At 62.3% G+C, this 24,793-nt stretch carries 15 protein-coding genes; 5 read left to right on the top strand and 10 right to left on the bottom strand.

Annotated features, from left to right (window positions below; all coding sequences use genetic code 11):
• Window positions 1-99: 99 nt before the first annotated feature.
• Together HW554_RS01435 and HW554_RS01430 are read left to right on the top strand one after the other, a co-directional pair.
• A complete protein-coding gene (locus tag HW554_RS01435) occupies window positions 100-3,846 on the top strand; it encodes a sensor histidine kinase (RefSeq protein ID WP_176906573.1) in 3,747 nt (1,248 codons plus the stop codon).
• A 158-nt stretch (window positions 3,847-4,004) separates the two neighbouring features.
• Window positions 4,005-7,943: a hypothetical protein gene (locus tag HW554_RS01430; protein ID WP_176906572.1), complete on the top strand. Its 3,939-nt coding sequence runs from the start codon at window positions 4,005-4,007 to the stop codon at window positions 7,941-7,943.
• A gap of 10 nt (window positions 7,944-7,953) precedes the next feature.
• On the opposite strand, the gene HW554_RS01425 is transcribed toward HW554_RS01430, so the two are convergent.
• The 8 genes from HW554_RS01425 to HW554_RS01390 form a co-directional block, all read right to left on the bottom strand.
• Complete coding sequence (locus HW554_RS01425; RefSeq protein WP_317170813.1) at window positions 7,954-9,258, bottom strand: glycoside hydrolase family 30 protein; 1,305 nt, start codon at window positions 9,256-9,258, stop codon at window positions 7,954-7,956.
• A 297-nt stretch (window positions 9,259-9,555) separates the two neighbouring features.
• The gene (locus HW554_RS01420) at window positions 9,556-11,619 is read right to left on the bottom strand and encodes a beta-N-acetylhexosaminidase (protein ID WP_176906571.1); all 2,064 of its coding nucleotides are present in this window, start codon (window positions 11,617-11,619) and stop codon (window positions 9,556-9,558) included.
• Window positions 11,620-11,809: 190 nt separating this feature from the next.
• Window positions 11,810-13,162 carry a DUF58 domain-containing protein gene (locus tag HW554_RS01415; RefSeq protein ID WP_176906570.1) on the bottom strand — a complete coding sequence of 451 codons (1,353 nt, stop codon included), beginning with the start codon at window positions 13,160-13,162 and terminating at the stop codon, window positions 11,810-11,812.
• A gap of 72 nt (window positions 13,163-13,234) precedes the next feature.
• On the bottom strand, window positions 13,235-14,323 hold the full coding sequence (locus HW554_RS01410; protein ID WP_246285040.1) for an AAA family ATPase: 1,089 nt from the start codon (window positions 14,321-14,323) through the stop codon (window positions 13,235-13,237).
• Window positions 14,324-14,470: 147 nt separating this feature from the next.
• Window positions 14,471-15,766, bottom strand: coding sequence for a DUF4350 domain-containing protein (locus HW554_RS01405; RefSeq protein WP_176906569.1), 1,296 nt, complete (start codon window positions 15,764-15,766; stop codon window positions 14,471-14,473).
• Between the two features lie 96 nt (window positions 15,767-15,862).
• Window positions 15,863-16,693 carry a DUF4129 domain-containing protein gene (locus HW554_RS01400; protein ID WP_176906568.1) on the bottom strand — a complete coding sequence of 277 codons (831 nt, stop codon included), beginning with the start codon at window positions 16,691-16,693 and terminating at the stop codon, window positions 15,863-15,865.
• Window positions 16,694-16,778: 85 nt separating this feature from the next.
• A complete protein-coding gene (locus tag HW554_RS01395; protein WP_176906567.1) occupies window positions 16,779-17,813 on the bottom strand; it encodes a hypothetical protein in 1,035 nt (344 codons plus the stop codon).
• 108 nt (window positions 17,814-17,921) lie between these two features.
• Entirely contained in the window at window positions 17,922-18,866 is a 945-nt protein-coding gene (locus HW554_RS01390) for a stage II sporulation protein M (protein ID WP_176906566.1), read from the bottom strand.
• Between the two features lie 97 nt (window positions 18,867-18,963).
• On the opposite strand from HW554_RS01390, the gene HW554_RS01385 reads away from it, so the two are divergent.
• The 3 genes from HW554_RS01385 (at window position 18,964) to HW554_RS21065 (ending at window position 20,642) form a co-directional block, all read left to right on the top strand.
• Window positions 18,964-19,701 carry an RDD family protein gene (locus tag HW554_RS01385; RefSeq protein WP_176906565.1) on the top strand — a complete coding sequence of 246 codons (738 nt, stop codon included), beginning with the start codon at window positions 18,964-18,966 and terminating at the stop codon, window positions 19,699-19,701.
• 171 nt (window positions 19,702-19,872) lie between these two features.
• Window positions 19,873-20,274, top strand: a complete 402-nt coding sequence (locus HW554_RS21070) for an IS5 family transposase (protein WP_394354303.1) — start codon at window positions 19,873-19,875, stop codon at window positions 20,272-20,274.
• Entirely contained in the window at window positions 20,271-20,642 is a 372-nt protein-coding gene (locus HW554_RS21065; protein WP_394354305.1) for an IS5 family transposase, read from the top strand. Before HW554_RS21070 ends, HW554_RS21065 begins: the two co-directional genes overlap by 4 nt.
• An 89-nt stretch (window positions 20,643-20,731) precedes the next feature.
• On the opposite strand, the gene HW554_RS01375 is transcribed toward HW554_RS21065, so the two are convergent.
• Both HW554_RS01375 and HW554_RS01370 read right to left on the bottom strand, forming a co-directional pair.
• Entirely contained in the window at window positions 20,732-22,759 is a 2,028-nt protein-coding gene (locus tag HW554_RS01375; RefSeq protein ID WP_176906564.1) for a DUF4394 domain-containing protein, read from the bottom strand.
• A gap of 283 nt (window positions 22,760-23,042) precedes the next feature.
• On the bottom strand, window positions 23,043-24,686 hold the full coding sequence (locus tag HW554_RS01370) for a bifunctional GNAT family N-acetyltransferase/carbon-nitrogen hydrolase family protein (RefSeq protein ID WP_218134557.1): 1,644 nt from the start codon (window positions 24,684-24,686) through the stop codon (window positions 23,043-23,045).
• Window positions 24,687-24,793: the final 107 nt, after the last annotated feature.

The following is a 24,793-nucleotide window of genomic DNA, read 5'->3' as shown; positions in this document are numbered from 1 at the left end:
CTTCCGGTAAAGCTGTGAGAATATACGCCACCTTCGGGGGGCGTTTTTTTTGGCCCCAAGGTTGTAGGTTTACAGCCCTGCCTTACTTGTGGTATCTGTTTGAAACTTCGTCGTAATCTTCCGCGCTGGCTGCTGCTGCTGGCAACGCTGTGCTTTGTGGGGGCGTACGCGAGCAACCGCTACGGCCAGGACCCCAAGCTGGTACTGCAGGCTTCGGCTACCCGGCTACAGGAGGTGCTGATGGAAGCCGAGATGACGGGCGAGCGGGAGTCGACGGATGTGCTGCAGCGGCTGGCTACGGGCCGGGTGGATTTCCGCAGCCTGACGAGCCACACGACCTACCCGACGTTCGTGTTCCGCAACGAGCAGCTGCTGTACTGGTCTGATCATGCGGTGCGCCCCGATGTGGAGCAGGCCACCCAACGCTACCACGAGCGGCTGCTGGAAACCCGTTTCGGTAAGTTTCTGGTGCTGCGCCACGCCGAGGGGCCTTACGTGCTGCTAACGTACATTCCGCTCGAAATCAGCTACGGCATCAGCAACCGCTACCTGCGCGACGGCAACGGCCAGGGCGTTTTCCAGGGCCTGAGCGTGCGGTTGTTGGTGGAGAAGACCGACACGGGCCGGCCTCGGGTAGTGTCGAACGAGGGCAACTACCTGTTTTCGGTGGAAAGCCTGCAGGCCGATGCCATTACGGGCAAATACCTGCCACTGGCGCTGCTGTTGCTGGGCGTGGGAGCCTACGTGGCGGCCTGGCTGCTGTGGGCCCGCCGCCGGTTTGCCCAGGGCCAGGCGCTGGCCGGAGTGCTGCTGGTACTGTTGCCGCTGCTGGCCCTTCGGGCCGTGATGCTGCAGCTGAGTCTGCCGTTTTCGTTGCTGGAGTTCCGGCTCTTCGACCCGCGGGTGTATGCCGCCTCCTGGCTTTCGCCTTCGCTGGGCGACCTGCTGCTGAACGCTTTATTGCTGGCCGCAGCCGCCTGGTACGGCTTGCGTCTGTTTCGGCGCTACGGGTTGCCGCTCCGGATTGAACGGCTGCAAAGCTGGCAGATGCGCATGGCGTTGGGTGCCGGCGTGGTGCTGGGCTTCTATGGGCTGCTGGAGCTGCTCTACGATTTCTACAGCAGCAGCTTCAGCAACTCGCAGTTGCTGCTCGATATCACCCAGGACATTCAGGTAAGCCCGTTCAAGGTGTTGCTGGGCTTGGCTATTGTGCTGCATGCCGGCAGCTACGTGGTAGGCTTTTATCTGTTGGCGCAGGTGTTTGTGCGGGTGGTCCGGCCTTCCACGCGCTATCTGGGAGCGGGGCTGCTGCTGCTCTCGGCCGTGGTGTTTCTGGCGGCTGGCTTGGGCCTGCAGCTGGTGCATAGTACGCTGCTAGGGTTCACACTCGCCTTTTTTCTGGGATTGCGGCTTACGGGGCTGGTACCAGCCGCCGCCGCGCTGCCGTACCAGTTATACCTGTTTGTGTTTGTGCTGCTGGGCCTCAGCTCGGCCGTGGGTGCATTGGCTCTCTATGAGCACTTCAACCGCCAGCTCACGCTCAATAAGCAAAGCCTGGCCTCCAACCTGCTAACCGATAATGATTTGCAGGGTGAGTACCTGCTGGTGGAGCGCGGTGGCGAAATGGCCCGCGACCCGGTGCTGCGCACGATGCTGGCCAGTCCCTTTATCAACCTCGACCTGATCAAGCAGAAGGTAGTAAAGTACTACCTGCGCGACTACTTTGACAAATACGAAGTTCGGGTATTGCTGTTCCGGCCCGAGGGACGGGGCGTGGCTATCGGGGGCAACCTACAAACGACCCGCGAATATCTGCTGCGCAACGCCAGCCCCACCGACTACCCCAACATTTACCTGGTGCGCGACGGCAACCGCGCCTTTGATTCGCGGCGCTATGTGGCCTTTATTGCCGTGCCCGCCCCCGAGCCCGAACAAGGCAGCAGCACCATTGCGCTGGAGCTGACGCTGAAAAAACTGACCACCAACAGCGTAGTGCCCGAGCTGCTGGTCGATCAGAAGTTCTTTCAACCCCAGCTGGGTACCGACCTGAGCTACGCGGGCTTCGAGAAAAACCAGCTGGTGTACAGCGAAGGCGACTTCGACTACATCAACGAGTTGCTGCCCCGCCTCTTTGATGATCCGCGGCTGTACTCCACGGGGCTCGTGCTGAACGGCTACCACCACCTGGCCGTACGCGGGCCAGGTAAGTCCGACCGGCTGGTGGTGGTGACGACGGCCACGTACTCGTTTACGGGCTGGCTGGCTAATTTCTCGTTTCTGTTTCTGCTTTACAGCTTCTGCTGGCTGCTGCTGATGGGGGCGTTAGTGCTGGCCCGTGGGCGTTACCGCTCCATGCTGCGCACCAATTTCAGTACCAAAATTCAGGTGTTTCTTAACCTGGGCGTATTGGTGCCACTGGTGGTGGTGAGTGCCGCCATTGCCGGGCAGGTAACCAGCTCTTACAAGCGCGATTTGCTGCGCTCGTACCTGCGCCGGGGTCAGGCTGTGCAGGAAAACCTACTGAAAAACCGGGCGTTGCTGGCCGAAGATGCCAACCGGGCCGACCTCGTGGAGCTGGCCGAAAACGTAGCGTCGCTCACCGAAACCGACCTCAACCTGTACGATGCCCGCGGCGAGCTGCTCGTGAGCAGCCAGCCGCTCATTTTTGAGGCCAGCCTGCTAAGCAGCCTCATGAACCCGCGGGCCATCACGGAGCTCAGTGAAGATGGGCAGCCCCGGGCCCTGCTCACGGAGCAGGCCGGTACCCTCTCGTTCAATGCGCTATACCTGCCGCTACGCTCCAGTGTGGTGCAGGATGGCCGCCCCGGCCCGGTACTCGGCTACGTGGGTATCCCATTCTTCGATTCGGAGAAGGACCTCGATAACAAGCTGACGGAGCTGGTGAGCACCGTGCTCAACATCTTCACGCTCATGTTTATCCTGTTTCTTGGGCTGGCTTTCCTGGCTTCGCGCCTGCTGACGGAGCCGCTGAAGCTGCTCACCGAAAAGCTGCGCCAGACCACCCTCACGGGCCAGAACGAGATGCTGGCCTACGAGTCGGATGACGAGATAGGGCTGTTGGTGCGCGAATACAACCAGATGCTACTGAAGCTGGACGAGAGCAAGGAGGAGCTGGCTATTCAGGAGAAGGAGGCTGCTTGGCGCGAAATGGCCCGGCAGGTGGCCCACGAAATCAAGAACCCGCTCACGCCCATGAAGCTAAGCCTGCAGTTTTTGCAGCGCGCCATTCAGGACCGGCGCCCCAATCTGGAGGAACTGCTTACCAAAGTGTCGCAAACGCTCATCACCCAGATTGACGTGCTGACCGACATTGCCACCTCATTCAGCAATTTCACCAACCTGCCCGCCATGCGCCCCGAGCGGCTCGATGTGGTGCCTATTCTGCGCCGCTGCGTGCATCTGCACCAAAGCCGGCCTGGTGGGGGCGGTATCCGCCTGACGCTGCCACCCGATACGGCCCCCGACCAGTACGTGGTATTTGCCGACGAAAGCCTGCTGGTGCGCACGTTTAATAATTTAATTATAAACGCGTTGCAGGCGGTGCCGGAAGACCGCACCCCCGAGGTCGTGGCCATTCTGGAGCCTCTGGGCGACGAGCCGGGCCAGGGGCGGGTACGCATCTGCATTGCCGACAACGGTACCGGCATTCCGGCCGAAGTGCAGTCTCAGATGTTTGTGCCCAACTTCACCACCAAGGAAACCGGCTCGGGTATCGGGCTGGCCGTCGTGCGGCGCGGCATCGAGAGTGCCGGCGGCCATATCTGGTTTGAAACCGAGGAAGGCGTAGGCACCCGCTTCTACATAGAGCTGCCGCTGGCAGGGTAGGGGATGCGGAAAGTGAAAAACAGTGTTGGCGCCGCCGATACGCGCGGCTGTTGGGAGCAAATCGGCAGCAGCTACGGATTTTATCCGGATCGGCAGACGTTGCGCTTCAACTCGGCGTTTATTAAGTAGTAGCTGCGCAGGAAATTCCGCTGGAATGGATGACTTTTAATCCTTCATTAGCATGTACTCACGCCACCGGCCGCCTGTGGAGGTTGCTGCTGGCACTGCTGTGGCTGCTGTTGCCGGCCGCCGCGCTGGCCCAGCAGCGCCCGGCGGTGCCCGCCGCCGCCGATGCGCCGCCCAGCACCCGGCGTTGCGTGTGGGTGCGGCTGGCAGCGAAAGGGGATACCACGCTGTTCAGCTTGCCCGATACGCTGACGGTGGTGCCAGCCTCCGTGAGCCTGAACGGCCGCTCGGTGGCCTACGACCCTGCTACCGACCGCTACCGCTACGTGCGGCCCACTTCGCGCTTTCCCAGCCCCGAGCCCGGCCAGCCCGATATTGTGCTGCCGCCCGCCGGGCCCGATTCGGTGCGGGTATGCTACCGGGTGCTGCCGCTACGGCTGGCCGAACCCCGCTTCCGGCGGCCCCGCAGCCTGCTCGATACGCTGGAAATATGGCAGCGGCCCGCATTCGGCGCACAGGATTTCTCGGTGAAGGAGCAGATCCTGAGCACGCCGGGCATCAACAAAACCGGTAATCTGTCGCGGGGCGTGTCGTTTGGCAACGCCCAAAACGTGTTCGTCAACTCCTCGCTCAACCTGCAGCTCGAAGGCAAGCTGACGGACAACATCGACCTGACGGCGGCCATATCCGACCAGAACGTGCCTTTTCAGCCCGAGGGAAACACTCAGCAGCTCCAGGAGTTCGACCGTATCTACATCACCCTCACTAATCCGCGCTGGAGCCTGACGGCCGGCGACGTGGTGCTACGCAACAAGCCCGACTACTTTCTGCGCTACTACAAAAATATCCAGGGCGGAGCCGGTGAGGTGAACTTTGGCCAGCTGCCGGCCGGCGGTTTCGGCGGCGGGGCGGGGGCGGGCATCAGCAACCAGCAGCTGTTCCAGTATCCCAACGCGGCCGGCGGCAGCACCGGCACCTTTATTACCAGCCCGACCACCGTGGCCCCGGCCGCCGGCTCGGGTCAGCAGCAGCCCGGCGTCAATCCGGCTGGTACCACCGACCCCTACGCGCCGCGGGACGGGGCCCTGACGCCCAACGGCCTCGGGCCCAACGCGGCCAGCCAGAGCCAGAGTGTGACCACGCGCCGGGCGGCCGGGGCGCGGCAGCCACTGCTGTCGGTGGCCAAGGGCGAGGCGTTTGCCACGACCTCGGTGGCGGCGGGCGGGGCCAAGGGCAAGTTTGCCAGCATTGACATTGCGCCCCTAGAGAACGTGCAGGGCCCGTACCGGCTGCGTGGGCCCAACGGCGAGCAGTTCATCATCGTGCTGGCCAACTCCGAGCGCGTGTACCTTGATGGCCGGCTGCTGGTGCGCGGTTTCGATGCCGACTACATCATCGACTACAACCAGGCCGAGCTGACGTTTTCGCCCCGCCACCTCATCACCAGCAACACCCGCATCAAGGTCGATTACGAGTATTCCGACTTCAACTACGCCCGCTCGCTGGTGCAGGCCAGTCACTACCAGCAGCTGGGCCGCCTGCAGGTGCACGCCAACTTCTACCGCGAAGCCGACAACCCCGACAACTCGCCCAACCTGACGCTAAACGACGGCCAGAAGGCCCTGCTGCGCCGCAGCGGCAACGTAAGCCGCGTAACGGCCCCCGGCGACACGCTCGTGTCCTACGACCGGCGCCAGATTCAGTACCGCCGCGAAACGCTGCCCGACCCCGCCACCGGCCTGCCCACCCGCGCGTTTGTGTACCCGCCGCTCGATACGCTGGCGCTGGTGTACAACGTGCAGTTTACCAACCTGGGGCCAGGCCGGGGCAGCTACAACCTAGGCACCACGCCCGGCGAGGCCAACGCCAACGGCCGCGTGTACACGTTCGTGGGTACGAACCGCGGCAGCTATGAGCCGGTGCGGGTGCTGCCCACGCCGCTCAAAAAGCAGCTGATTACGGTGGGCACCAGCTACGCCCTCGACTCGACGGCCACCGTGTTCGTCGATTTGGCTTCTTCGGAGCTGGAGCTGAACCGCTTTGCGTCTGATGGTGCCACCGGCCAAGCCATGCGGGTGGGCTACGTGGTACAGAACCGGCCGGTGAATCTGCCCGGCCTGGCGGGGTACCGACTGCGCAGCAATGTCGATTACGAGTACACCAGCCGCCGGTTCACGCCCATCGACCGGTACCGCGATATTGAGTTCGACCGCAACTGGAGCACCGACAACACGCTCATCAGCAACAACCAAACGCCCCGCGAGGAGAACATCTTCAACGCCGGCGTAGGGCTGATAAAAGATGCCAACAATGCCTTGGGCTACCGCCTGAGCCGCCGCTACCGGGCCGGCGAGGTAAGTGGGGTGCAGCACTGGCTCGATGCCGCCCACCAACTCGGCCGGGTGCAGCTGCGGGGCAACCTGTTTCTGTTGAACTCGGAAGCCGGCCGGCGTGCTTCGCGCTGGGCCCGGGGCGAGGCGGCCGCCCGCTACGTGGGCGGGGCCCTGGAGCCCGGCTACGCCTACCGCTTCGATAAAAACCGCGTGGCCGGTTCGACGGGCGACTCGCTGACCTCGGCCAACTACTACGATGAGCACGCCCTGTTCGTGCAGAGCCGTGACACGGCCCGCATTAAGTTTCGGGCCGATTACAGCTTCCGCCGCGACCAAACGCCCAACGCCGAACGAACCGAGCTGCGCGAACGGGGCCGGGCCCACACCTGGCAGGGCACGCTCAACTCGCGCCTGAGCGCCACCCAGGACCTCAATATTCTGGCCACCTACCGCGACCTGAGCGCCCGCGACACCATAGGCCAGACCCAACCCGGTGCCCCGGCGCCCGGCTTCGTGCGCGACCGGACCGTGCTGGGCAAGCTCGACTGGAACGCCAGCTTCTGGCAGAACACTGTGCGCTCGGAGCTGAGCTACGCCGTGGCCACCGGCCGCGAATTGCGCCGCGACTTCGCCTACCTGTCCGTGCCCAACGGCCAGGGCACCCACTTCTGGAACGACCTGAACAAAGACGGACTCCAGCAGAAAAACGAGTTTTTCGAGGCCCAGACGCCTGATGCGCAGTTTCGCACCTACATCAAGGTGTTTCTGCCCACCGACGACTACCTGCCCGCCTTCACCAACCGCTTCAGCTACCGCCTCACGCTCTCGGCTCCGCGCGAGTGGCGCGATGCGGCCGGCTGGCGCGGGTTAGTCAGCCGTTTCAGCACACTGTCTACCGTTACGCTCGACCGCAAAAGCACCGAAAACACCCTCAACTCCCGCCTCAACCCCTTCGCCTTCCAAACGGCCGATTCGCTGCTGCTAAGCCTGAACAAGCTGCTACGCAACACGCTCTACTTCAACCGCTCCAACCCCATTTTCGGGGCCGAGTTCACCATTCAGCAAACCCAGCAGAAGGTGTTGCTAACCCAGGGTTTCGACACCCGCAACCTGGCCAGCCAGAACCTGCTGCTGCGCCGCACGCTGGCCCAGTCGTTTACGGGCCGGCTCAACGGTACCCGCAGCATCCGCGAAAACTTATCGAGTTACCTCGAAAACCGTAATTTCCGGGTTGAGCAGTACGAGGTAGCGCCCGAAGTCAGCTACCAGCCCTCCACCGTCTGGCGCTTCACCACTACCTACCTGTTCAGCACCAAGCGCAACCTGGCCGGCTCCGATGTAGGCACAAAGGGCACCTTCCACGAGGCCGGCCTGGAAACCCGCATCAGTCAGGTGGGCAAGCGGACCGTGTCGGCCACCGGGCGCTATGTAGGCGTGGGCTTCACGGGCAACCAGCTGAGCCTCGTGGGCCTGGAAATCCTCAATGCCCTGCGCCCCGGCACCAACTTCACCTGGAACCTGAACCTGGAGCAACGCCTGAGCAACGGCCTCAACATCACGCTGGCCTACGACGGCCGCAAGCCTCAGGGCCTGAGTGCCATCCATACCGGCCGCATGCAGGTGGCGGTGTTGTTTTAGCAGGAAATATCTACCACACATAAGTGGCCATGGCACCGGCGGGGAGCGTGGCCAGAGCAGTCCGGCCGCCCTGCCGGATAGCGAAAGTGCGAACCGAGGGCTGGTCATTTTGTACCAGCAGCACGTGGCCGCCACCGGGCGTCAGAAAGGCCACGTTGGGCAATTGGTCGGCGCTGCTGGAGGCTATCCGTATCGAGCCGGCGGGCACGAACTTACTGGCGTGGGCCACCGTGTAGTAGGCCACGTTACGCGTCACCTCGTCGTGGGGGGCCAGCGTAACAGCCCCCAGGCATTCGGTGCAGCCGCCGGGGGTGTGCGGATTTTGCTCGGGGTCGGCAGCCAGATTCCACTCCAGGACCACGCGCGCCCAGTTGCGCGGGGCCCCTATTTCGAGGTTCTTCACGTGCCAGCCCAAATTGTCGGCGAAGGCAGATTTCGAGCCCGTCCACTGCTCGGTGAAGTACACGTCTTTGTTGGGATAAGCGTCGTGGACCTTGCTCAGGGCATCGATGGTCCCGGCGTAGAGGTGGAAAGCCGAGCCGGCCACGTAGGGGTTGGCGGTGGCGTTGCCCAGCACCGTGAGCGGGTATTCGGGCTTGTCGGCGTTGTGGTCGTAGCAGATGATACGGGTATTCAGCCCCGCTTGCTCCAGCGCGGGCCCCAGGTGCCGACCAATGAATTCGGCTTGCTGCTCGGCCAGCATCAGCAGGCTGGGATTGTTGCCGGGGTGTAGGGGCTCATTCTGCACCGTAACCGCCCCAATGCGAATACCGCGCGCCTGCATCTCCTGCAAATACCTGACAAAGTATTGGGCGTAGGCCGGATAAAACTCGGGCTTTAGCGAACCGCCTTTGCTGGCACCATTGTCCTTCATCCAGGCGGGGGGACTCCAGGGCGAGGCCATCAGGCTCAGCTGGGGGTTGATGGCCAGAATTTCCTTGAGTATCGGAATCAGGTGGCGCTCATCGGGGGCCAGGCTGAAATGAACCAGCGCGGGGTCGGTCTGGCCAGCGGGCCGGTCGTTATAGCTGAACACGGCCGCGTCGAGGTCAGAGGCCCCGATGCTCAGGCGCAGGTAGCTCACCCCGATACTGCCGGGCCCCCGCCCAAATAACTCGTTAAGCAGCTTGGCGCGGGCCGGGGCGCTCAGGGCGTGCAACAGCTCGGCGCTGCCCCCCGTCAGGCAATAGCCAAACCCTTCCATTGTTTGGAAGCGCTGCTGGTCATCGACTTCTATAACCAAGCCGGTGGGCGTAGCTGAACTGAAAACCAGGCCTTCCGGTTGGCGGGCCAGCAGCTGCGACTGGTCGGGCATAGTCAGCCACCAGCCTACACCATTTGCGGCCGGGCCTACTTGGCTCGGACCCGTACAAGCGCCCAGGGCCAGTATCCCGGCCGTTAGCATTCCTATCCAGGACGAGCTAGCTTTTATCACGGCAAAAAAATGGAGTAGGTATTTAGCAAGTAAGGCAACGACGAGCAAGACTGTCGATTTTCAATTCCTTGAAACAGCGGAAAGAGGAGCCAGACACCCGTTGCGCGGGCCGCTGACGGTAAAATTGCCCGTCCCGGGTAACGAGCTAAAAATACCTGAAACGCTCAATACACAACGTCAGTACTTCAGCTCCACCAGCCGCCTGATAACCGGCAGTAGCACCAGCTCGGTTTGTCCGGCTGGTTTGCTTAGCGCGTCGAGCTGCTTTAGGGCGGCGGCCTGCCACTCGGCATCCGGCTTCTGCTGCTTCTCCAGCAGCGCCAGCCGCTCCAGGCCCAGGGCGGCGGCGGCACTTAGCGCGGCCGACAGAGGGGCGTACTCGGTGAGGGTGGGGGAGGCGGCCAGCAGCGGAATGAGGCGGGAGTGGTTGGCCTGCCAGGTTTGCAGCTGCTGGCGCATGGCCAGGGCGTTGCGGCGGCCGGGCATCATCCTAAAGACTGACCCGCGGTCAGCAAGCGCCCCGGTCGCTTCCATCAGCGAATCGACCCGGCAGTTAAAATCACGGGCCACGTCTGATTCGGCCGGTGCGGCATCGACGAGGCGGTTGAGCGGCGTGCTGGGGGTGTAGGTGAAACCCTGGAAGTGGCGCTTGTACTCCTTCACCGGCTCCAGCACTTGGGCCAGCGTACGGAGCGGGCCCACGTCGGCGGGTCCGGCCAGCTGGCGCAGCAGCAGTTCGGGGGCACTGCGGTGCTGCAGACCCAGCCCCTCCAGCTGCTGCGAAACGGCGGCTAGGCGTCGGTACATATCGGCCATATTGGTTACCTCGCGGGCCGACCACAGCCGTTCGGCCACGGCGGCGGCCCGGGGCCAGATGCGCGAATCGACAATAACGCTGTCGGCAAACTCGCTCCACATGGCCGCTTCGCCGCCCAAAATAAGCTGCTGCTGGGCCACGCTGAGCGGGTTATCGACGGGCAGCGGGTCGGTGCCGTAGGCGTTGGCGGCCGACAGGTTCAGGTCGAGGTAGTAGCCGTTGGACAGGATGGCGCGGTTACCGGCTTTTGCCGCGTCGTAGAGGCCATTTTTGCCCCGCCAGCTCTGGATTACGGCGTTTTTGGGTAGGCCGGGGACCAGGATTTCGTCCCAGCCTACCATCTGCTTGTTGTACTTGGTGAGCATGGTGAGCACCCGGCGGTTGAAGTAGGTCTGCAGCGCGTGCTTGTCGAGGGTTTTGCCGTCGGATTTCAGCATCTTTTTGGCCTTGGCGAAGGCCATAATGCGCGGGTTGCCCCGCCACTGCCGCCCGTCATTCTCATCGCCCCCAATGTGGAAGTAGGGGTCGGGAAACAGGGCCGTCATCTCGCCAAACAACGTGTCGAGCAGCTGGTAGGTGGTTTCCTTGGTGGGGTCGAAGGCGACGTTGGCGAGGCGCCAGCTCTGGTACACAGTTTTGTAAAGCGTATCGCCGGAGGCCAATTGTGGGTAGGCGGACTGCCAAGCGATGGTGTGGCCGGGCACGTCGAACTCGGGTAGCACCCGGATGCCACGGGCCGCGGCGTAGCGCAGCACCTCTCGTACCTGGGCTTGGGTGTAATATTGCCCGCTTACCTCGTGCAGGCGGGGCAGGGTTTTGCTTTCCACCCGGAAGCCCTGGTCGTCGGAGAGGTGCCAGTGCAGCACGTTGAGCTTGGTGGCCGCCATGGCGTCGAGGTTGCGCTTGATGACGGCCACGGGCATAAAGTGCCTAGCCACATCAATCAGCAGCCCCCGCCAGGCAAAGCGTGGCTGGTCCTGAATATCAACTTCGGGCAGTACCAAGTGGCGGCCGTCGGGCTGGGGCAGCTGCTCCAGCGTAGCCAGCGCGTGCAGTACGCCCAGCGTGGTTGGTGCGTCGATGGTAACGCCGCTGGGCGTTACGCGCAGGCTGTAGCGTTCCTCATCAAACAGCTCGGGCTGGCCCACCTTGCCGTACCGGATGAACAGCGGCAGCGTTGCAGCGGGAGAGCCCGTAGCCGGAGCCTGCCGATGGAGCCGCCCGAGGGTACGGGTAACGGCGGCCGCCGTAAGTGTATCAGCCGGTCCCTGGAACTGGGGGCGGAGCATCGTTTTCCAGCCCAATGTGGCCTTGCCCCAGCGTACCGACGTGGGCACCGGTAGTAGGTTACGGGTATCGGTAGGGGGCTGGCTGAACCCCGGATGGGCCAGCAGAAAAACAAGCAGCAGCAGAAATTGACGCATGGGCAAACTAAGCGGGCAGGTGGTTCCGCGAAGTTAGGCTATCAACCGTCAGTTGCCGGCTGCTGGTTATTGCGGAGGCGCGTCATTCAGAGCGCAGCGAAGAATCTCGCGTGCTGACGTTCAAATGTATCTCAACGACCGCACGCGAGATTCTTCGCTGCACTCTGAATGACGTTCTTCCCTAATCTTCTCAAATGAGCCCCCGCGCTTTGAATTCCAGGTACTTGTTGATGGTGTTGGCCGTAAGGTTCTGGGGGGCGGTGAGCAGGGAGTGGATGCCGTACTGGTTCAGCTCGCGCACAATCTGGCGCTTCTCCTGGGCGAATTTCTCGGCTACCGTTTGGTTGTACACCTCCTGGGTGGTAGTGGCGGGCGCGTTCAGGTAGGCGCTCAACTCGGTATTTTCAAAGAACACGACCAGCAGCAGATGGCTTTTGGCCAGCCGGCGCAGATAGGGTAGCTGGCGCTGCATGCCATACAATGTCTCGAAGTTGGTGAACAGAATCAGCAGGCTGCGCTGGCGGATCTGGTGGCGCACCGTGAGGTAAAGGCGCTCGTAGTCGGTTTCGAGGTATTTGGTTTTCTGGCGGTACAGCACCTCCAGCAGCTGCCGCAGCTGGCCGCTGCGGCGGTCGGCGGGCACCATGGCGCCGGGCTGGTGCGAGAACGTGATGAGCCCGGCCTTATCGTGCTTGCGCAGGGCAATGTTGCTGACGACCAGCGTGGCGTTGATGGCGTAGTCGAGCAAGCTCAGGCCCTCAAACGGCATACGCATTACCCGACCCTTATCAATGAGGCAGTACACCTGCTGGGCGCGCTCGTCCTGGTAATGGTTCACGGCCAGCGCGTCGGTGGCTTCGGGCGTGGTGGCGCGGCGGGCCGTGGCCTTCCAGTTGATGCGGCGCGGGTCGTCGCCGGGCACGTAGGGCCGGATCTGGTCGAATTCCAGGCTCTGGCCCACCCGCCGGATGCGCTTCACGCCCACCTCCGTGAGGCGGTTGCTGGCGGCCAGCAGCTCGTACTGCCGCATCTGCAAAAACGACGGATACACCGGCACCATTCGATTCTCATCAAATCGGAACCGCCGCCGCACCAGCCCCAGCGGCGAGGCCACGTATACGTTCAGGGCCCCAAACTCATACTCGCCCCGCTTGGTGGGCCGCAGCTGGTAGCGAATCACGCTGGTTTCGCCGGGCTGCACCAGCGCCCGAAACAGCACGTCGCGGCGCTGAAACTGGTGTGGCACCTCGTCAATCGTCTCCGTACTGATGGGAAAACGGTACCGGCTTTCGAGGTAAATGGCCACATCGTTGTCGGAGCCGTTGGCCAGCTTATCGCCCAGCACCCGCCGCCCAAACACGCCCCCGCCGGTGCCATACAGCAGGGCCGCGTCCAGCAGCGTCAGCAACGCCAGCAACCCCAGCGCCAGCTGCAGCGGCACCAGCCAGCCCGGTAGGAAAAAGGCCACAGTCAGCCCCACCACCAGCGCCGTAAGGGCCAGGAAAAACCGACGGGTTAGAAAAAAGCTGCGCAGAAGCTGCATAAAGTAAGGCTAGAGCTGGAAGCTAGTATCCCCTCTGTATTGAGAAAAGAGGTGTCATTATACTTAGCGTGCTTAACGAGGAACCTCAATCTGCTGCAAAATCTGCTTTACCACGTCGTCCGGGGTGCCGCCTTCCATCTCGCGCTCGGGCGTGAGCTGGATGCGGTGGCGCAGCACCACCGGGGCCAGGTACTGGATGTCTTCGGGCGTGATGAAGTCGCGGCCGCGGAGGGCAGCCAGGGCTTTAGCGCCGTTGAGCAGGGCCAGCGAGGCGCGGGGCGAAGCGCCCAGGTATAGGCCCTTGTGGGCGCGGGTCTGGCCCACGAGGCGGGCAATGTATTCCAGCAGCTTGGGCTCCACGTGCTGCCGGCGTACCTGCTCGCGCAGTTCCCGCAAATCGTCGGCCGATACTACGGGCTGTACCGCCTCCAGCGGGGTGCCCCCGAAACCGGCGTGGTGGCCCTGTAGAATCTGCACTTCTTCTTCCATCGTCGGGTAGCCCACGCTTAGCTTGAACAGGAACCGGTCGAGCTGGGCTTCGGGCAGGCGGTAGGTGCCTTCCTGCTCGATGGGGTTCTGGGTGGCCAGCACTACGAAGGGCGCGGGCAGCGGGTAACGGACACCGTCCTGGGTTATCTGCCGCTCCTCCATCACCTCAAAAAGCGCCGACTGCGTTTTGGCCGGAGCCCGGTTGATTTCGTCAATCAGCACCACACTGGCGAAAATAGGGCCGGGCCGGAACTCGAACTCGCCCTTCTGGGGCCGGAAAACGGACGTGCCTAACACATCGGAGGGCATCAGGTCGGGTGTGAACTGCAGGCGGCTGAACGGGACGCTGAGGGTACGGGCGAGCAGTTTGGCGGTAAGCGTTTTGGCCACGCCCGGCACGCCTTCGAGCAGCACATGGCCGTCGGCGAGCAGAGCCGTGAGCAGCAGCTCGGCCAGGTCGCGCTGCCCCACAATCACCTTGCTCAGCTCGCCCCGAATAGCGTCGGCGTGGCGGCTCAACGCGCTCAGGTCGGTGCGCGAAGTGAGGGCGGCCGGATTCCCAGCGTCGGCCGTTGCGCCGGTAGCCGCGTCGCTTTCAGCCGCTGACTCACTGGAAGCGGGCGTGGGGGAAGGCAATTGCTCGGCGGAATCCATGTTCAAATTATTCTCCATATTGGTGCGTTGTTTTCGTAGTAAGGGCTGTAAAGTCTAAATATGGTTATCGGAATGTTTTAAGTAATAATCGACTACAATACTTGATATGGTGTTATTGGAATAATCATAAATGAGAAAAAGTCAATTTAAGCAGATAGTGCAATTTCAAGCGGCTCGCTCGCGGAAGCGGCTGATGGCTTGATTCAGCGCCAGCAGTTCCTCATCCGAAACCTGGCGCGCGGTGAGGGTGCGGTTCATGCGGCGCACCAGCTCATCCAGCTCCAGGCGCGGTACGCCGGCTTTCTGGGCCAGCCGCTCGCGGGTCGGTTCGTCAGTCAGGTCGAGGCCGGGTTCGTGGTAGCGGGTGCGCAGGAAGTCCTGGAACAGCCCGATTTTCTTCTCGGCAATCAGCGCGTGGTTGCTGCCCTGCCGGTAGAGGCTGGCCACGGTGCTCGTGAACAACAGCGTGGTATTGGGTAGCGGCCTGATGATGGGAATGATGCGTTGCCGCCGCCGGGCCTCAAACAGCGCGAACAGCACCATGCCCGCCAGCCCAACCCACAAAGCCCAGCGCAGCGCCTCGTGCGCCCCCAGCACCCGCAGCAGCGACTGCTCGCCCAGCGGCCCCTGCTTCAGGTATTCATCCCAAAAAACCGGCTGGTTCGCTGGCAGCCACGATAGTGCCGCGAAGGCGAAGCCCGCCGTAGCCGGCTGCAGCAGCCGCAGGTTGCTGAAGGCAGCCGGCGTAGCGCTCAGCAGGATTTCACCCCGGCCCACCGGCACACGCACCAGTACCGGCCGGCGGCTGGCATCGTGGGCCAGCACTGTAGCCCGGCTGCCCGCCGTAGCCCGGAAAAAATACGCTACCTCAGCGGCCGGAAACGGGTAGCTTTTGGCGGCTCCGGCCGGTGGGTTTACCAGTGTGAGGGTGGTGGTGCGGGCTCGCGCCCCGTTGCCGGCCGGCAGCCCACCAAGCCGCATCCGTCGGAGCAGCAGTAGGCTATCCAGCTCCAGCACCGGGCGCAGCTCCAGGTGCAGCGAATCGAGCAGCAGGCGGCTGATGTTCTCGCCCGTAATGAGTACGTGGCTGCCCCGGGCCACGTAGCGCAGCAGCGCATCCCGGTCGAGCGGCGAGCAGATGAAGCCGTCGTTGATGAACAGGTAGCTGGCCCGGCCGGGGCGCAGGGCGGGCAAGTTGCTGCCCGCGGTGGTGTCGGTGTTCACATCGGCGCCCAAACCGGGCAGCAGCTGGTTGGCGATGGGCAGGCGCACGGTGCTAATGGGCTGGCCCGGAAACAGGGCCGGCAGTTGGTCGTAGAGCGCGTAGGTGCCGTAGGGGATTTTGTCGCGGTTGATGAAAGTGGGCGTCCAGTTGGTGGGTTGGGGCCGGAAATACTCCACCGCCACAAACGCCGCGAACAGCGCTACCAACCCCAGCAGTAAAGCACGAAAACGAGTCATTCTTTTGAGCTATTGTCTGACAGAGGTTAGCAGTTCAGGCATAAAAAACAGGGTGCTTTGGGCTGAAAAAGGACCAGGCATACCGAAAGCAGACAGCTAGCGGCGAACAGCTAACAGCTCTTTCTGGAAGCTCTGCTGCTGCTCGCGCAGCTCCGGATACTGGCGGGGCGAGAGGGGCAGCTCGCCGTACCAGACGTATTCGAACTGCCGGGTGAGGGTACGGAAACCAGCGGCCTGTCGCGTGCCGGCCAGCTCGCGCAGGTAGTCGTGGTTGGTTTTATCGGGTTGCCATTGAATGAGGGCTTGGTCGGTGAGGTGGCGCAACGTGTGCAGGTAGCCCAGGCGCAGGGCCAGGCGGTAGTTGCCGGCCTGCTCAGCCCGCGCCAGCTCGGCCCCGAAGTCAATGCCCCGAATGTCCTCGGTCAGGGCCTCGTAGGGGAGGGGCAGCGACCGGCTACGCCGGCCCAGCAGTCCCGTCAGGTCCAGTTGCAGCAGCCGTACCAACGCGTAGCCGAAAGCCGCCGCAAACAGCGCGTACACCACGTAGCGGCCCCGGGTTTCGTAGGTTTTTCCCGAAAACAGCCCGCTTATCCAGCGCCAGAATTCCCGCCAGAACCGCGACCATACGCTCTCGGCGCTCCGGTCGGGCTCCGGCTCGGCATACTGAAACTCGGCCTGACTGCGCAACTCGGCCAGCCGGCCGGCTGCGGGCCGACGTAGCACGCCGGCTGGCGCGGCATCGGCCCGCAGGCGCACGTAGCGCGCAGCGGCAGTGGCGCCCAGCGAATCGGCGGGCGCGGGTGGCAGGGCTGGCGGGCGGCGCGGCGCCTGGGCGCGGCTGCCGGCCGGGGCCAGCAGCAGTGCCAGGCCCAGCAGCCCTGGAAGCAGGGCGGGGCAGAAGCGGCGCAGGAAGCTAAGCTGGGGCATATAAAAGAAAGGTCCTGCGTTGGCCAAACCCTTTGCGGAAGTGGCCGGAGCCGGAGAGCGAAGCCGGCAGTACGGTGAGGTAAGGCTAGTATTCGCCCTCGTCATCGGGCCGCAGCGCCTGAGGCACGGCGGTTGCGAGTACGGGCTCGCCGATGGCTTCCACCATTAGCCGGGTGCCGGTACCATCGAGGCGCTCGACAAGGTTGAAGTACTGAAAGCTGATGGCAACCAAAATAAACGGGTAGTAAATCAGCGTAATCAGGCTTTGCAGGGCCGAATACACAATCAGCAGCACCCGCGTGGAGCCCGTTTCCAGCTCACCGCTCATCAGCCCGGCAAAGGGTAGCCCAAACGCCGACAGTACGACCATCGACAGCATGAGAATCAGGTACATAATCAGGGTAATCACCATAATCAGCCCGAACGTCGACCACCACTTGCCCCAGGCCAGCCGGAAGCTCCGGGTGAGACTACCGAAGAAACCCCGCCCTTCGCGCAGCCACACCATAAAGTACAGGCTCAGCGGCGCAATAGCGTAAAACATAGCCACGTAGAGCAGCAGAATCAGCGGGAAAATAATCCAGGGAGCCGAGGAGAGCAGGCTGCCCGTCGCCATCAGCACACCGCCGATAGCAAAAGAACCTACCATAAACAGCGCAACCAGCCCGACTAAGGTGCCTACCATTCCCAGAAACCGGGCCTTCACCAGCTGCCAGACTTCGCCGGCCGTTACTGGCTCGTCGGTGGTGCGCTCGGCCTGCAGCACTACGTAGCCGAGCACCACCAGATGTAACAGTGCAAACAGCAGGATGCCCGCCAGCATCGTCAGCCACAGCGTAGGGGAGGTGAATATACCGGTCATCATCGTACTGCTCATGGTATTGTCCGCGGAGGAGCCGCCAGCCTGAGCTTTAAGCGTGCTGATAGTGCCCAGCATCTGGCCCTGCAGCAGGCTCGTGCCAATGCCGGTAAGCAGCGCCAGCGGCAGCACCAGCACTACCAGCACCCGTACCAGCGGCGTGGCGTGGGCCCGGATGAAGTCGAACGTGGCCTCCATTTTCTGGCTGAAGTCGCGGCGGCGCAGAAAATCGGTGGGCCGGTTAAAGGCAAGGTGGCGCATGGTTTTTTGAGCTTTTAGCTGACAGCTGCTAGCTGTCAGCTTTTTTGTTCAGGAATGAATGACGTTCAGATGATTGGGTATTTTCAGCTAACAGCTAACAGCTAACAGCTAAGTAGCCCGCCGTGCCAGCCACCACGGGTAGGCCACGAAGTAGCCCAGAATGAGGGCCGCTGAGGTGCCGATAATGCTTAGGCTGGCGTAGAGCGGCATTTCGGTGTGGCGCGTCACGAAGCCTTCGAGGAAACCAGCCACGATGAACACCGGCACAAGCGCCAGCACCAGCTTCATACCGTCGCGGGCACCGCGGCGCAGCGAGTCGAGCCGCGAGTAGGTGCCGGGAAACAGCAGGCTCTGGGCCATGATGGCTCCCGCCCCGCCGGCCAGCACAATGGCCGAAATTTCGAGCGTGCCATGAATCCAGATGGTGAGCACCGAGGGCAGCAGCAGGCTTTTCTGGTAGAAGAATAACTGGAACGCGCCCAGCATCAGGCCGTTGCGGAATAGCACAAACACGGTAAACAGCCCCGCCGTAATCCCGCCGGCAAAGGCATACAGCGCCACCCGCACGTTGTTGAGCGTGATTTGCAGAAACATCAGGCTCTCGTCGGTGCCCTTATAAACAGCCATCGGGTCGCCTTTCTCGATGTTGGCCAGCGTCCGGTTCACGTAGTCGTCGCCGAGCACCAGGCGCACAAACGTATCGTCGTAGGCCGCCGATAGCGCCCCGATAAAGCAGGCGAGTAGGAAAAAAGCCAGCGTGGTGAGCAGTATCCGGTGGTGGCGAATAACGATGAAAGGCAGCTCGCGGAGCCAGAAATCGGCGAAACGGCCGTGCTCCTGCTTTTTGTTTTTATAAAGCGACTGGTGTAGCTTGCCCGTCAGCGCGTTCAGATAAGCTGTGGTGGCCGAATCGGGGTAAAAGGTCCGGGCGTAGGCCAAGTCGTCGGTCAGCTCTACGTAGCGTCGGGCCAGCTCGTCGGGGCCGGTGGGCGGCTGGGCTTCGTAGCCATGCCAGCGGGATTCGTTGAGCCGCAGAAAAACCGTTTCGCGCATCGCTTTTACTGCTTGTATTGAATAGCAGACCCGGTCCGCCGGGCTAAATATACACGATTCCTGTGGGCCGTTGCGGCTCTTTTTCTACACTTTTTTTATGAGTACGATCCGCATCCAGACCACCCAGAACGTGGTGCTCGAATACGAAGCCGCCAGTGTAGGCGACCGGGTACTGGCCCAAGTGCTCGACGCGCTGGTGATGATACTGTGGGCTACAGTTGTCACCTTTCTCATCAAGCAGCTCACCGATTCGTCCGACGCGCAGCAGATTGTGGCTTACGGGCTGATTTACACGCCGCTGCTGGTGTACCATCCGCTGTGTGAAATATTTTTCAATGGCCAGACCCTTGGCAAGCAAGCCCGCAAAATCAAAGTAACCCGCCTCGACGGTACCCGCCCCGGCACCGGCGACTACCTGCTGCGCTGGCTTATCGGGCTGTTTGAAATCGGGCTGACGGCGGGTTCGGTGGCGCTGGTGGCTACGCTGTTCAACGGCCGCGGCCAGCGCCTGGGCGATATGGCCGCCGGCACCACCGTTGTAAGCCTGCGCCCCCGCGGCCCCAGCGTGCAGGCCCTCACGGCCGAAACCCTAGTGCCAGCGGGCTACCAGCCCGTGTTCCAGCAGGCCCGCCACCTCTCCGACCACGACGCGAGTCTCATCCGCCAGCTGTTTCGCCAGGCCGGCTCGCAGGGCGACTACACGCTGCTCAACGAGCTGGCCGGCAAAGTCAAAACCGTTACCACCATCCACACCGACCTGGCCGACGAGCCCTTCATCCGCACCGTACTCCGCGACCACGCCTACTTCGCCGCCCAGGAAAGCCCGCACGGATAACAGCGCGGCCAATGAGTGAGCCGGTAATGGAGCGAACTGCCGTTGCACGGCCTACTCTGATGGCAGAAGTAGAAAAGCAGGATAACTGCCCATCAAACACAAAGCCCCTGACGTGTGAACGTCAGGGGCTTTGTGTTAGGGAGTGTTTACAGTTAAGGTTGACCTTTGCGCATGAATAAAGACCGCAGCATGTTGACCGATGCGCAGTGGGCGCGGCTTTCGCCGCTGCTGCCCGGCCAGGAAAGTTCGCCGGGTACGACGGCCAAAGACACGCGCTTGTTCGTGGAAGCCGTGCTCTGGCGGGCCCGCTGCGGCGTGTCGTGGCGCGATTTACCGGTGGAACGGTTCGGCCCCTGGCATACGGTGTACGCCCGGTTTCGGCGCTGGCGCCAGGCCGGCGTGTGGCCCCGGGTGCTGGCCCAGGTGCAAAACGCAACGGGCTTGCACCGGCTCATGGTCGATTCGACGGCCGTGCGGGCGCACCAAGTAGCCGCCGGGGCCAAAAAAAAGACAGCCCCGTTGGCCAGGCACTCGGCCGCAGCCGGGGTGGTTTCACGACCAAGCTCCACCTGAGTTGCGACGCGCAGGGCCGGATTTGCGCCCTAGCCCTGACCGGCGGGCAAGCCGGGGACTGCCCGCAAGCCCAAGGCTTGCTCGTGGGCCACTTGCGGGCCGGGCAAGCTGTCTTGGCCGACCGGGCGTACGATGCCAACTACGTGCGCGACCAAATTGGGCAAGCCGGAGCCCAGGCCGTGATTCCAGGCAAGAAAAACCGGACCGTTCCGGTCGAACATGATGCTGAAATTTACAAAGAACGAAACCAGATTGAACGTGCCATCAACGGATTAAAACGCTTTCGAGCCATAGCCACCCGCTTTGACAAACGCGCCGCTAATTATTTCGCCATCTGCTGCCTAATTGCTGCCTTAACCTGGCTCTAACTGTAAACACCCCCTAGTAAGAATTGCCTCTGGGTGAGCTGCTACGGCAGGGCGAAACCGGTACAGCAGCAGCTCACGCCATCATCAACCTATTGGCCAAGTACGATGCGCTGTACGCCGGCCGACTGGCCATCGACGAGCAGACGGAGCATGTAGATGCCGGCACGGTGGCTGGCTGGCTTCCAGTTGAGCAAGTGTGCACCGGCCGAGCGGTTGCCCAGGCTCTGGCGCTCTACGGTGCGGCCCAGTGCATCGGTCAGTACCAGCTCAGCGGCCCCGGCACGGGGCAGGCGGAAGCTGATTTCGGCTCGGTCGGCCACTGGGTTCGGGAACAGCACGAAGCCCGTGGCTACGGCCTGGCTGCGGATGCCGGTTGTAACGCCCGCACCAGCCGCAATGGCTAGGTCGCGCACCGTTAGGCCCAGACCAATCTGGCGGGGGCCGGAGGCGGTGCCGGTTGTCAGGTTCAGGTTGTAGAGGCTGGAGCTGGCCGACGTGCCGGTGGTAGCCACCAAATAGGCCGTGTTGGTGCCTTCAGCGGTGCTGTAAATGTCCATGTCCACGTTCGGACCGGCTACCACGGTTACGCCTGAGGCGCCCACAGTAGCCAGCGTGCCGGCGTTGGCGGGGTTCTGGTTGGCCAAAATGTTCAGCGCCTCATCGTAGGCAAACAGCTGGGTGGTGCGGGCAGTGGAGCCAGTAGGGTTGCCCGGGCCGCTGTAGCTATTGGTGTAGGCTACCGAGCCAATGGCTGGGGTAGCGGCGGCGTTGGCGTCGCCCGTTGCGTAGGCCAGGGTGCCATCCACGATAGGAGCGGCGGTGCCGTCGTTGGGGTTGAGGCGGAAGTTAGCCCGGTTCACGCCCTCCACCCGAATCCGGTCGACGGTGGGGTTGAAGTCGAAGGCCACGCTGCCCGTACCCAGCGGCAGGGCCAGGTTGGTGGTGCCGCTGATATTGGTAGCCACGCCGGTAGCGGCGTTGATGGTGTAAAGCTGGCCGGTTTGAGTGGTGGCATTATAGCCCAGTGCGTACAGGGCGTTGTTGAGCGGCCGCACGTCCATGCCCACCAGGGTCTGGCCGGTAGCCACGCCCGTAATACCCACCGATGTGCGGATGACGCCGGGCAGGTCGGTATCAAAAGAGAGCAAGTTACCGCCGGCCAGCGCGTAGGCCAAGTTGCCGGTTACGGCCGCGAGGGTAGCAGGCCGCACAATCTGCAGGGCAATATCGGTAACGGCCACCAGCGAGCCGGTGCCCACGTTGTTGACAAGCGTTGCTGCACCGGTCGTCAGGTTCACGGTGTACAGTTTGGTGGTCGCCGAGAGGGTTGCCACATTGATTTCCGCTACCGTGAGGTAAGTCGTCTGAACGCCGGTGATGGGGTTCAGGTAGATATCGATGTCCGACACAGTGGTAGCACCGCTTGTCGTGATGCCCAACGGGCCTACCGTCAGCAGGGTGCCATCGTTGGGCGGGTCCTGGCGAACGAGGCGGCTATTGGCTTCATCGAGGTTGTAGAGCGTGGTGGCCGTGGTACCGATGAAGCTGTTGGTATAGGCCGACGAGCCGACCACGGGTATCTGGGCCGCGTTCGGGTCGGTGGGGGCGTAGGTCAGCGTGCCGTCGGTGGCGGCCAGTGCGCCATTGTTGGGGTTGAGGCGGAAATCGGCCCGGTTGCCGGCCGTTACCCGGATGCGGTCAACGGTTGGGTTGAAATCGAAACCGATGCGGTTGAGGTCGGTGCCCAAGTTAATGGTGATGGCAGGCCCGGCAGCCGTGGCCAAGGCCGTGGTGCGGCTGATATTATACACCTGCGCCTGAGTGCCGGTAGCATTATAACCTAAACCGAACAACTCGCCGGTATTGGGGCGAAAGTCGATACCTACCAGCGTCTGGCCGGCCGTAATGCCTGTAACCGGGAGGTTGGTCAGGAAAACGCCCGGTGCCGTAATATCAAACGTTACCAGGTTGGTGGTCAGGCTGGTTGTCAGCGAGAGACCGAAGGCAGTGGTGGTATTGGTTTGGGCTGAAACCGAACCGGCGGCCAGCAGGCCCAGGGTGGCCAGCAACAAGCCATTGCGCCGGGCCTTTGGCCGGAGAGTAGAGAAAGAGGGCATACGCGGGTAAATTTTGGTAAATGAGGTAGGATTAAAAAGCGCGGAGTAGCCCGTGCTTGCCCTACTTACGGGGGGAATCATACACTCGGGTTAGCATAGCTTCATATTTAATTCGGCTTTAACCCAAAAAAGGCATTCAAGGCCTTTTCAGATAGTAATAGCCCGAATTATATTCATTCCCAAAGATCGATAAAGCGAAAAGCCGCCTGCCACTTGAAGGCGGGCGGCTTTTGGCCTGATTGGGAGATACTACAACTGAGCGCGAAGCTCAACTGTAGCAGACCTACGCCACCGTGATGGGCGGGTGGCGGGGCGACGTTTTGGGGGCGCGCTCTTCGCCCTGGCTCAGAAGTTCATCGTCGCGCTCGTTTTTCTTCACCCAGCTCACCGAGTACAAATCCTTGCGCCGGTCGCGCAGGTTGCGCACGGCCCCACTGGTATTCAGGTCCTTCAGCAGGTCCAGGTTGAGGTCGGCAATGAGCGTCATCTCGGTGTTGGGCGTCGCTTCGGCCACGATGGAGTCGTGGGGGAAGGCGAAGTCGGAGGGGCTGAACACGGCGCTCTGCGAGTACTGAATGTCCATGTTCTCGACGCGGGGCAGGTTGCCCACCGAGCCGGTAATGGCCACGTAGCACTCGTTTTCGATGGCCCGGGCCTGGGCACAGAGCCGCACGCGCTGGTAGGCGTTCTTGGTGTCGGTCCAGAAGGGTACGAACAGGATTTTCATGCCCTCGTCGCTCAGCATGCGGCTCAACTCGGGGAACTCCACATCGTAGCAGATGAGGATGCCGATTTTGCCGAAGTCGGTGTCGAAGCAGCGCAGCTGGCTGCCGCCGCGCATGCCCCAGTAGCTCGCCTCGTCGGGCGTTACGTGCAGCTTGTACTGCTCGTCCACGGTACCGTCGCGGCGGCACAGGTAGCTCACGTTGTGCAGCTTGCCGTCCTCGTACAGCGGCATCGAGCCGGCAATGATATTGATGTTGTAGCTCACGGCCAGCTCCATCATCTTGATTTTGATGGGCTCGGTGAAGGCCGACATCGAGCGGATAGCCACCGAAGGCGACTCCTCGTTGGTGAGGGCCATCATGGGGGCGTTGAAGAACTCCGGGAACAGCACGCAGTCGGACTTATAGCCCGAAACGGTGTCGACGAAGAACTCCATCTGCTGGAAGAAGTCCTCTAAGTCGCGGGTGGCACGCATCTGCCACTGCACAATGCCAATGCGCACATTGGACTTCTGGTTGCCGATGAGCTTTTCGGTTTCCTCCTCGTGGTACACGTTAATCCACTCCAGCAGCGTGGCGTAGGCCTTGCTCTCGGAATCGTAGGGCAAATAGCCGCGGATAATTTTGCGGACGTAGAAGTCGTTGGCCAGCTGAAACGTGAGGATGGGGTCGGTTAGCTCCTTGTTGCGCACCATTTCCACGTACTTGGCAGGCGTCATCTCGCCCGAGTAGTTGCTGTAGCCCGGAATGCGGCCGCCGGCCACCATGGCCCGCAGGTTCAGGTTCTCGCACAGCTCCTTACGGGCGTCGTAGAGGCGGCGGCCCAGGCGTAGCGAGCGGTACTCAGGGTCCACGAATACATCAACACCGTACAGCGTGTCGCCGTCGGCATCATGGGTGTCGAATTTGCCGTTGCCGGTGATTTTGGCGTAGGTATGTTTGTCGCCGAACTTGCTGTACTCCACGATAATAGCCAGCGCAGCGGCCACAATCTTGCCGTTGTCCTCGATGCAGATCTGACCCTCGGGGAATTTCTTGATCAGGGCGTTGTACTCGTCATTGGCCCAGGAGCCCTCCATGTTGGAGTACACCTTGTCCATGATGGTTTTTACCTCCTTGAAGTCGTTGCGGCGCAGGGTGCGCAACACCAGTTTGTGGGAAGGTTCGGGCGTAGGCGTATTCGGCTCGGGCTGAGCCGGCATTCCGGGTAACGTATTCTTTTTGGCGGCCTTACCGCCGGTTTTTCCGTGTGAACTCGCGGCCATATACTCAGTTGCTGATTACAGAAGATGATAGACAAAGGTACGGC

Source organism: Hymenobacter lapidiphilus, from assembly GCF_013377885.1.
Classification (GTDB): Bacteria; Bacteroidota; Bacteroidia; order Cytophagales; family Hymenobacteraceae; genus Hymenobacter; species Hymenobacter lapidiphilus.
Note: the sequence above shows the minus strand (reverse complement) of the source record. Positions and strands in the feature narration are given on the sequence as shown.

Bases quoted from the DNA above. Each gene is read 5' to 3' on its own strand.
- HW554_RS01430 (WP_176906572.1), top strand. From the start codon at position 4,005: ATGACTTTTAATCCTTCATTAGCATGTACTCACGCCACCGGCCGCCTG.
- HW554_RS01425 (WP_317170813.1), bottom strand. From the start codon at position 9,258: ATGCCCGACCAGTCGCAGCTGCTGGCCCGCCAACCGGAAGGCCTGGTT.
- HW554_RS01420 (WP_176906571.1), bottom strand. From the start codon at position 11,619: ATGCGTCAATTTCTGCTGCTGCTTGTTTTTCTGCTGGCCCATCCGGGG.
- HW554_RS01415 (WP_176906570.1), bottom strand. From the start codon at position 13,162: ATGCAGCTTCTGCGCAGCTTTTTTCTAACCCGTCGGTTTTTCCTGGCC.
- HW554_RS01410 (WP_246285040.1), bottom strand. From the start codon at position 14,323: ATGGAGAATAATTTGAACATGGATTCCGCCGAGCAATTGCCTTCCCCC.
- HW554_RS01405 (WP_176906569.1), bottom strand. From the start codon at position 15,766: ATGACTCGTTTTCGTGCTTTACTGCTGGGGTTGGTAGCGCTGTTCGCG.
- HW554_RS01400 (WP_176906568.1), bottom strand. From the start codon at position 16,693: ATGCCCCAGCTTAGCTTCCTGCGCCGCTTCTGCCCCGCCCTGCTTCCA.
- HW554_RS01395 (WP_176906567.1), bottom strand. From the start codon at position 17,813: ATGCGCCACCTTGCCTTTAACCGGCCCACCGATTTTCTGCGCCGCCGC.
- HW554_RS01390 (WP_176906566.1), bottom strand. From the start codon at position 18,866: ATGCGCGAAACGGTTTTTCTGCGGCTCAACGAATCCCGCTGGCATGGC.
- HW554_RS01385 (WP_176906565.1), top strand. From the start codon at position 18,964: ATGAGTACGATCCGCATCCAGACCACCCAGAACGTGGTGCTCGAATAC.
- HW554_RS21070 (WP_394354303.1), top strand. From the start codon at position 19,873: ATGAATAAAGACCGCAGCATGTTGACCGATGCGCAGTGGGCGCGGCTT.
- HW554_RS01375 (WP_176906564.1), bottom strand. From the start codon at position 22,759: ATGCCCTCTTTCTCTACTCTCCGGCCAAAGGCCCGGCGCAATGGCTTG.
- HW554_RS01370 (WP_218134557.1), bottom strand. From the start codon at position 24,686: ATGCCGGCTCAGCCCGAGCCGAATACGCCTACGCCCGAACCTTCCCAC.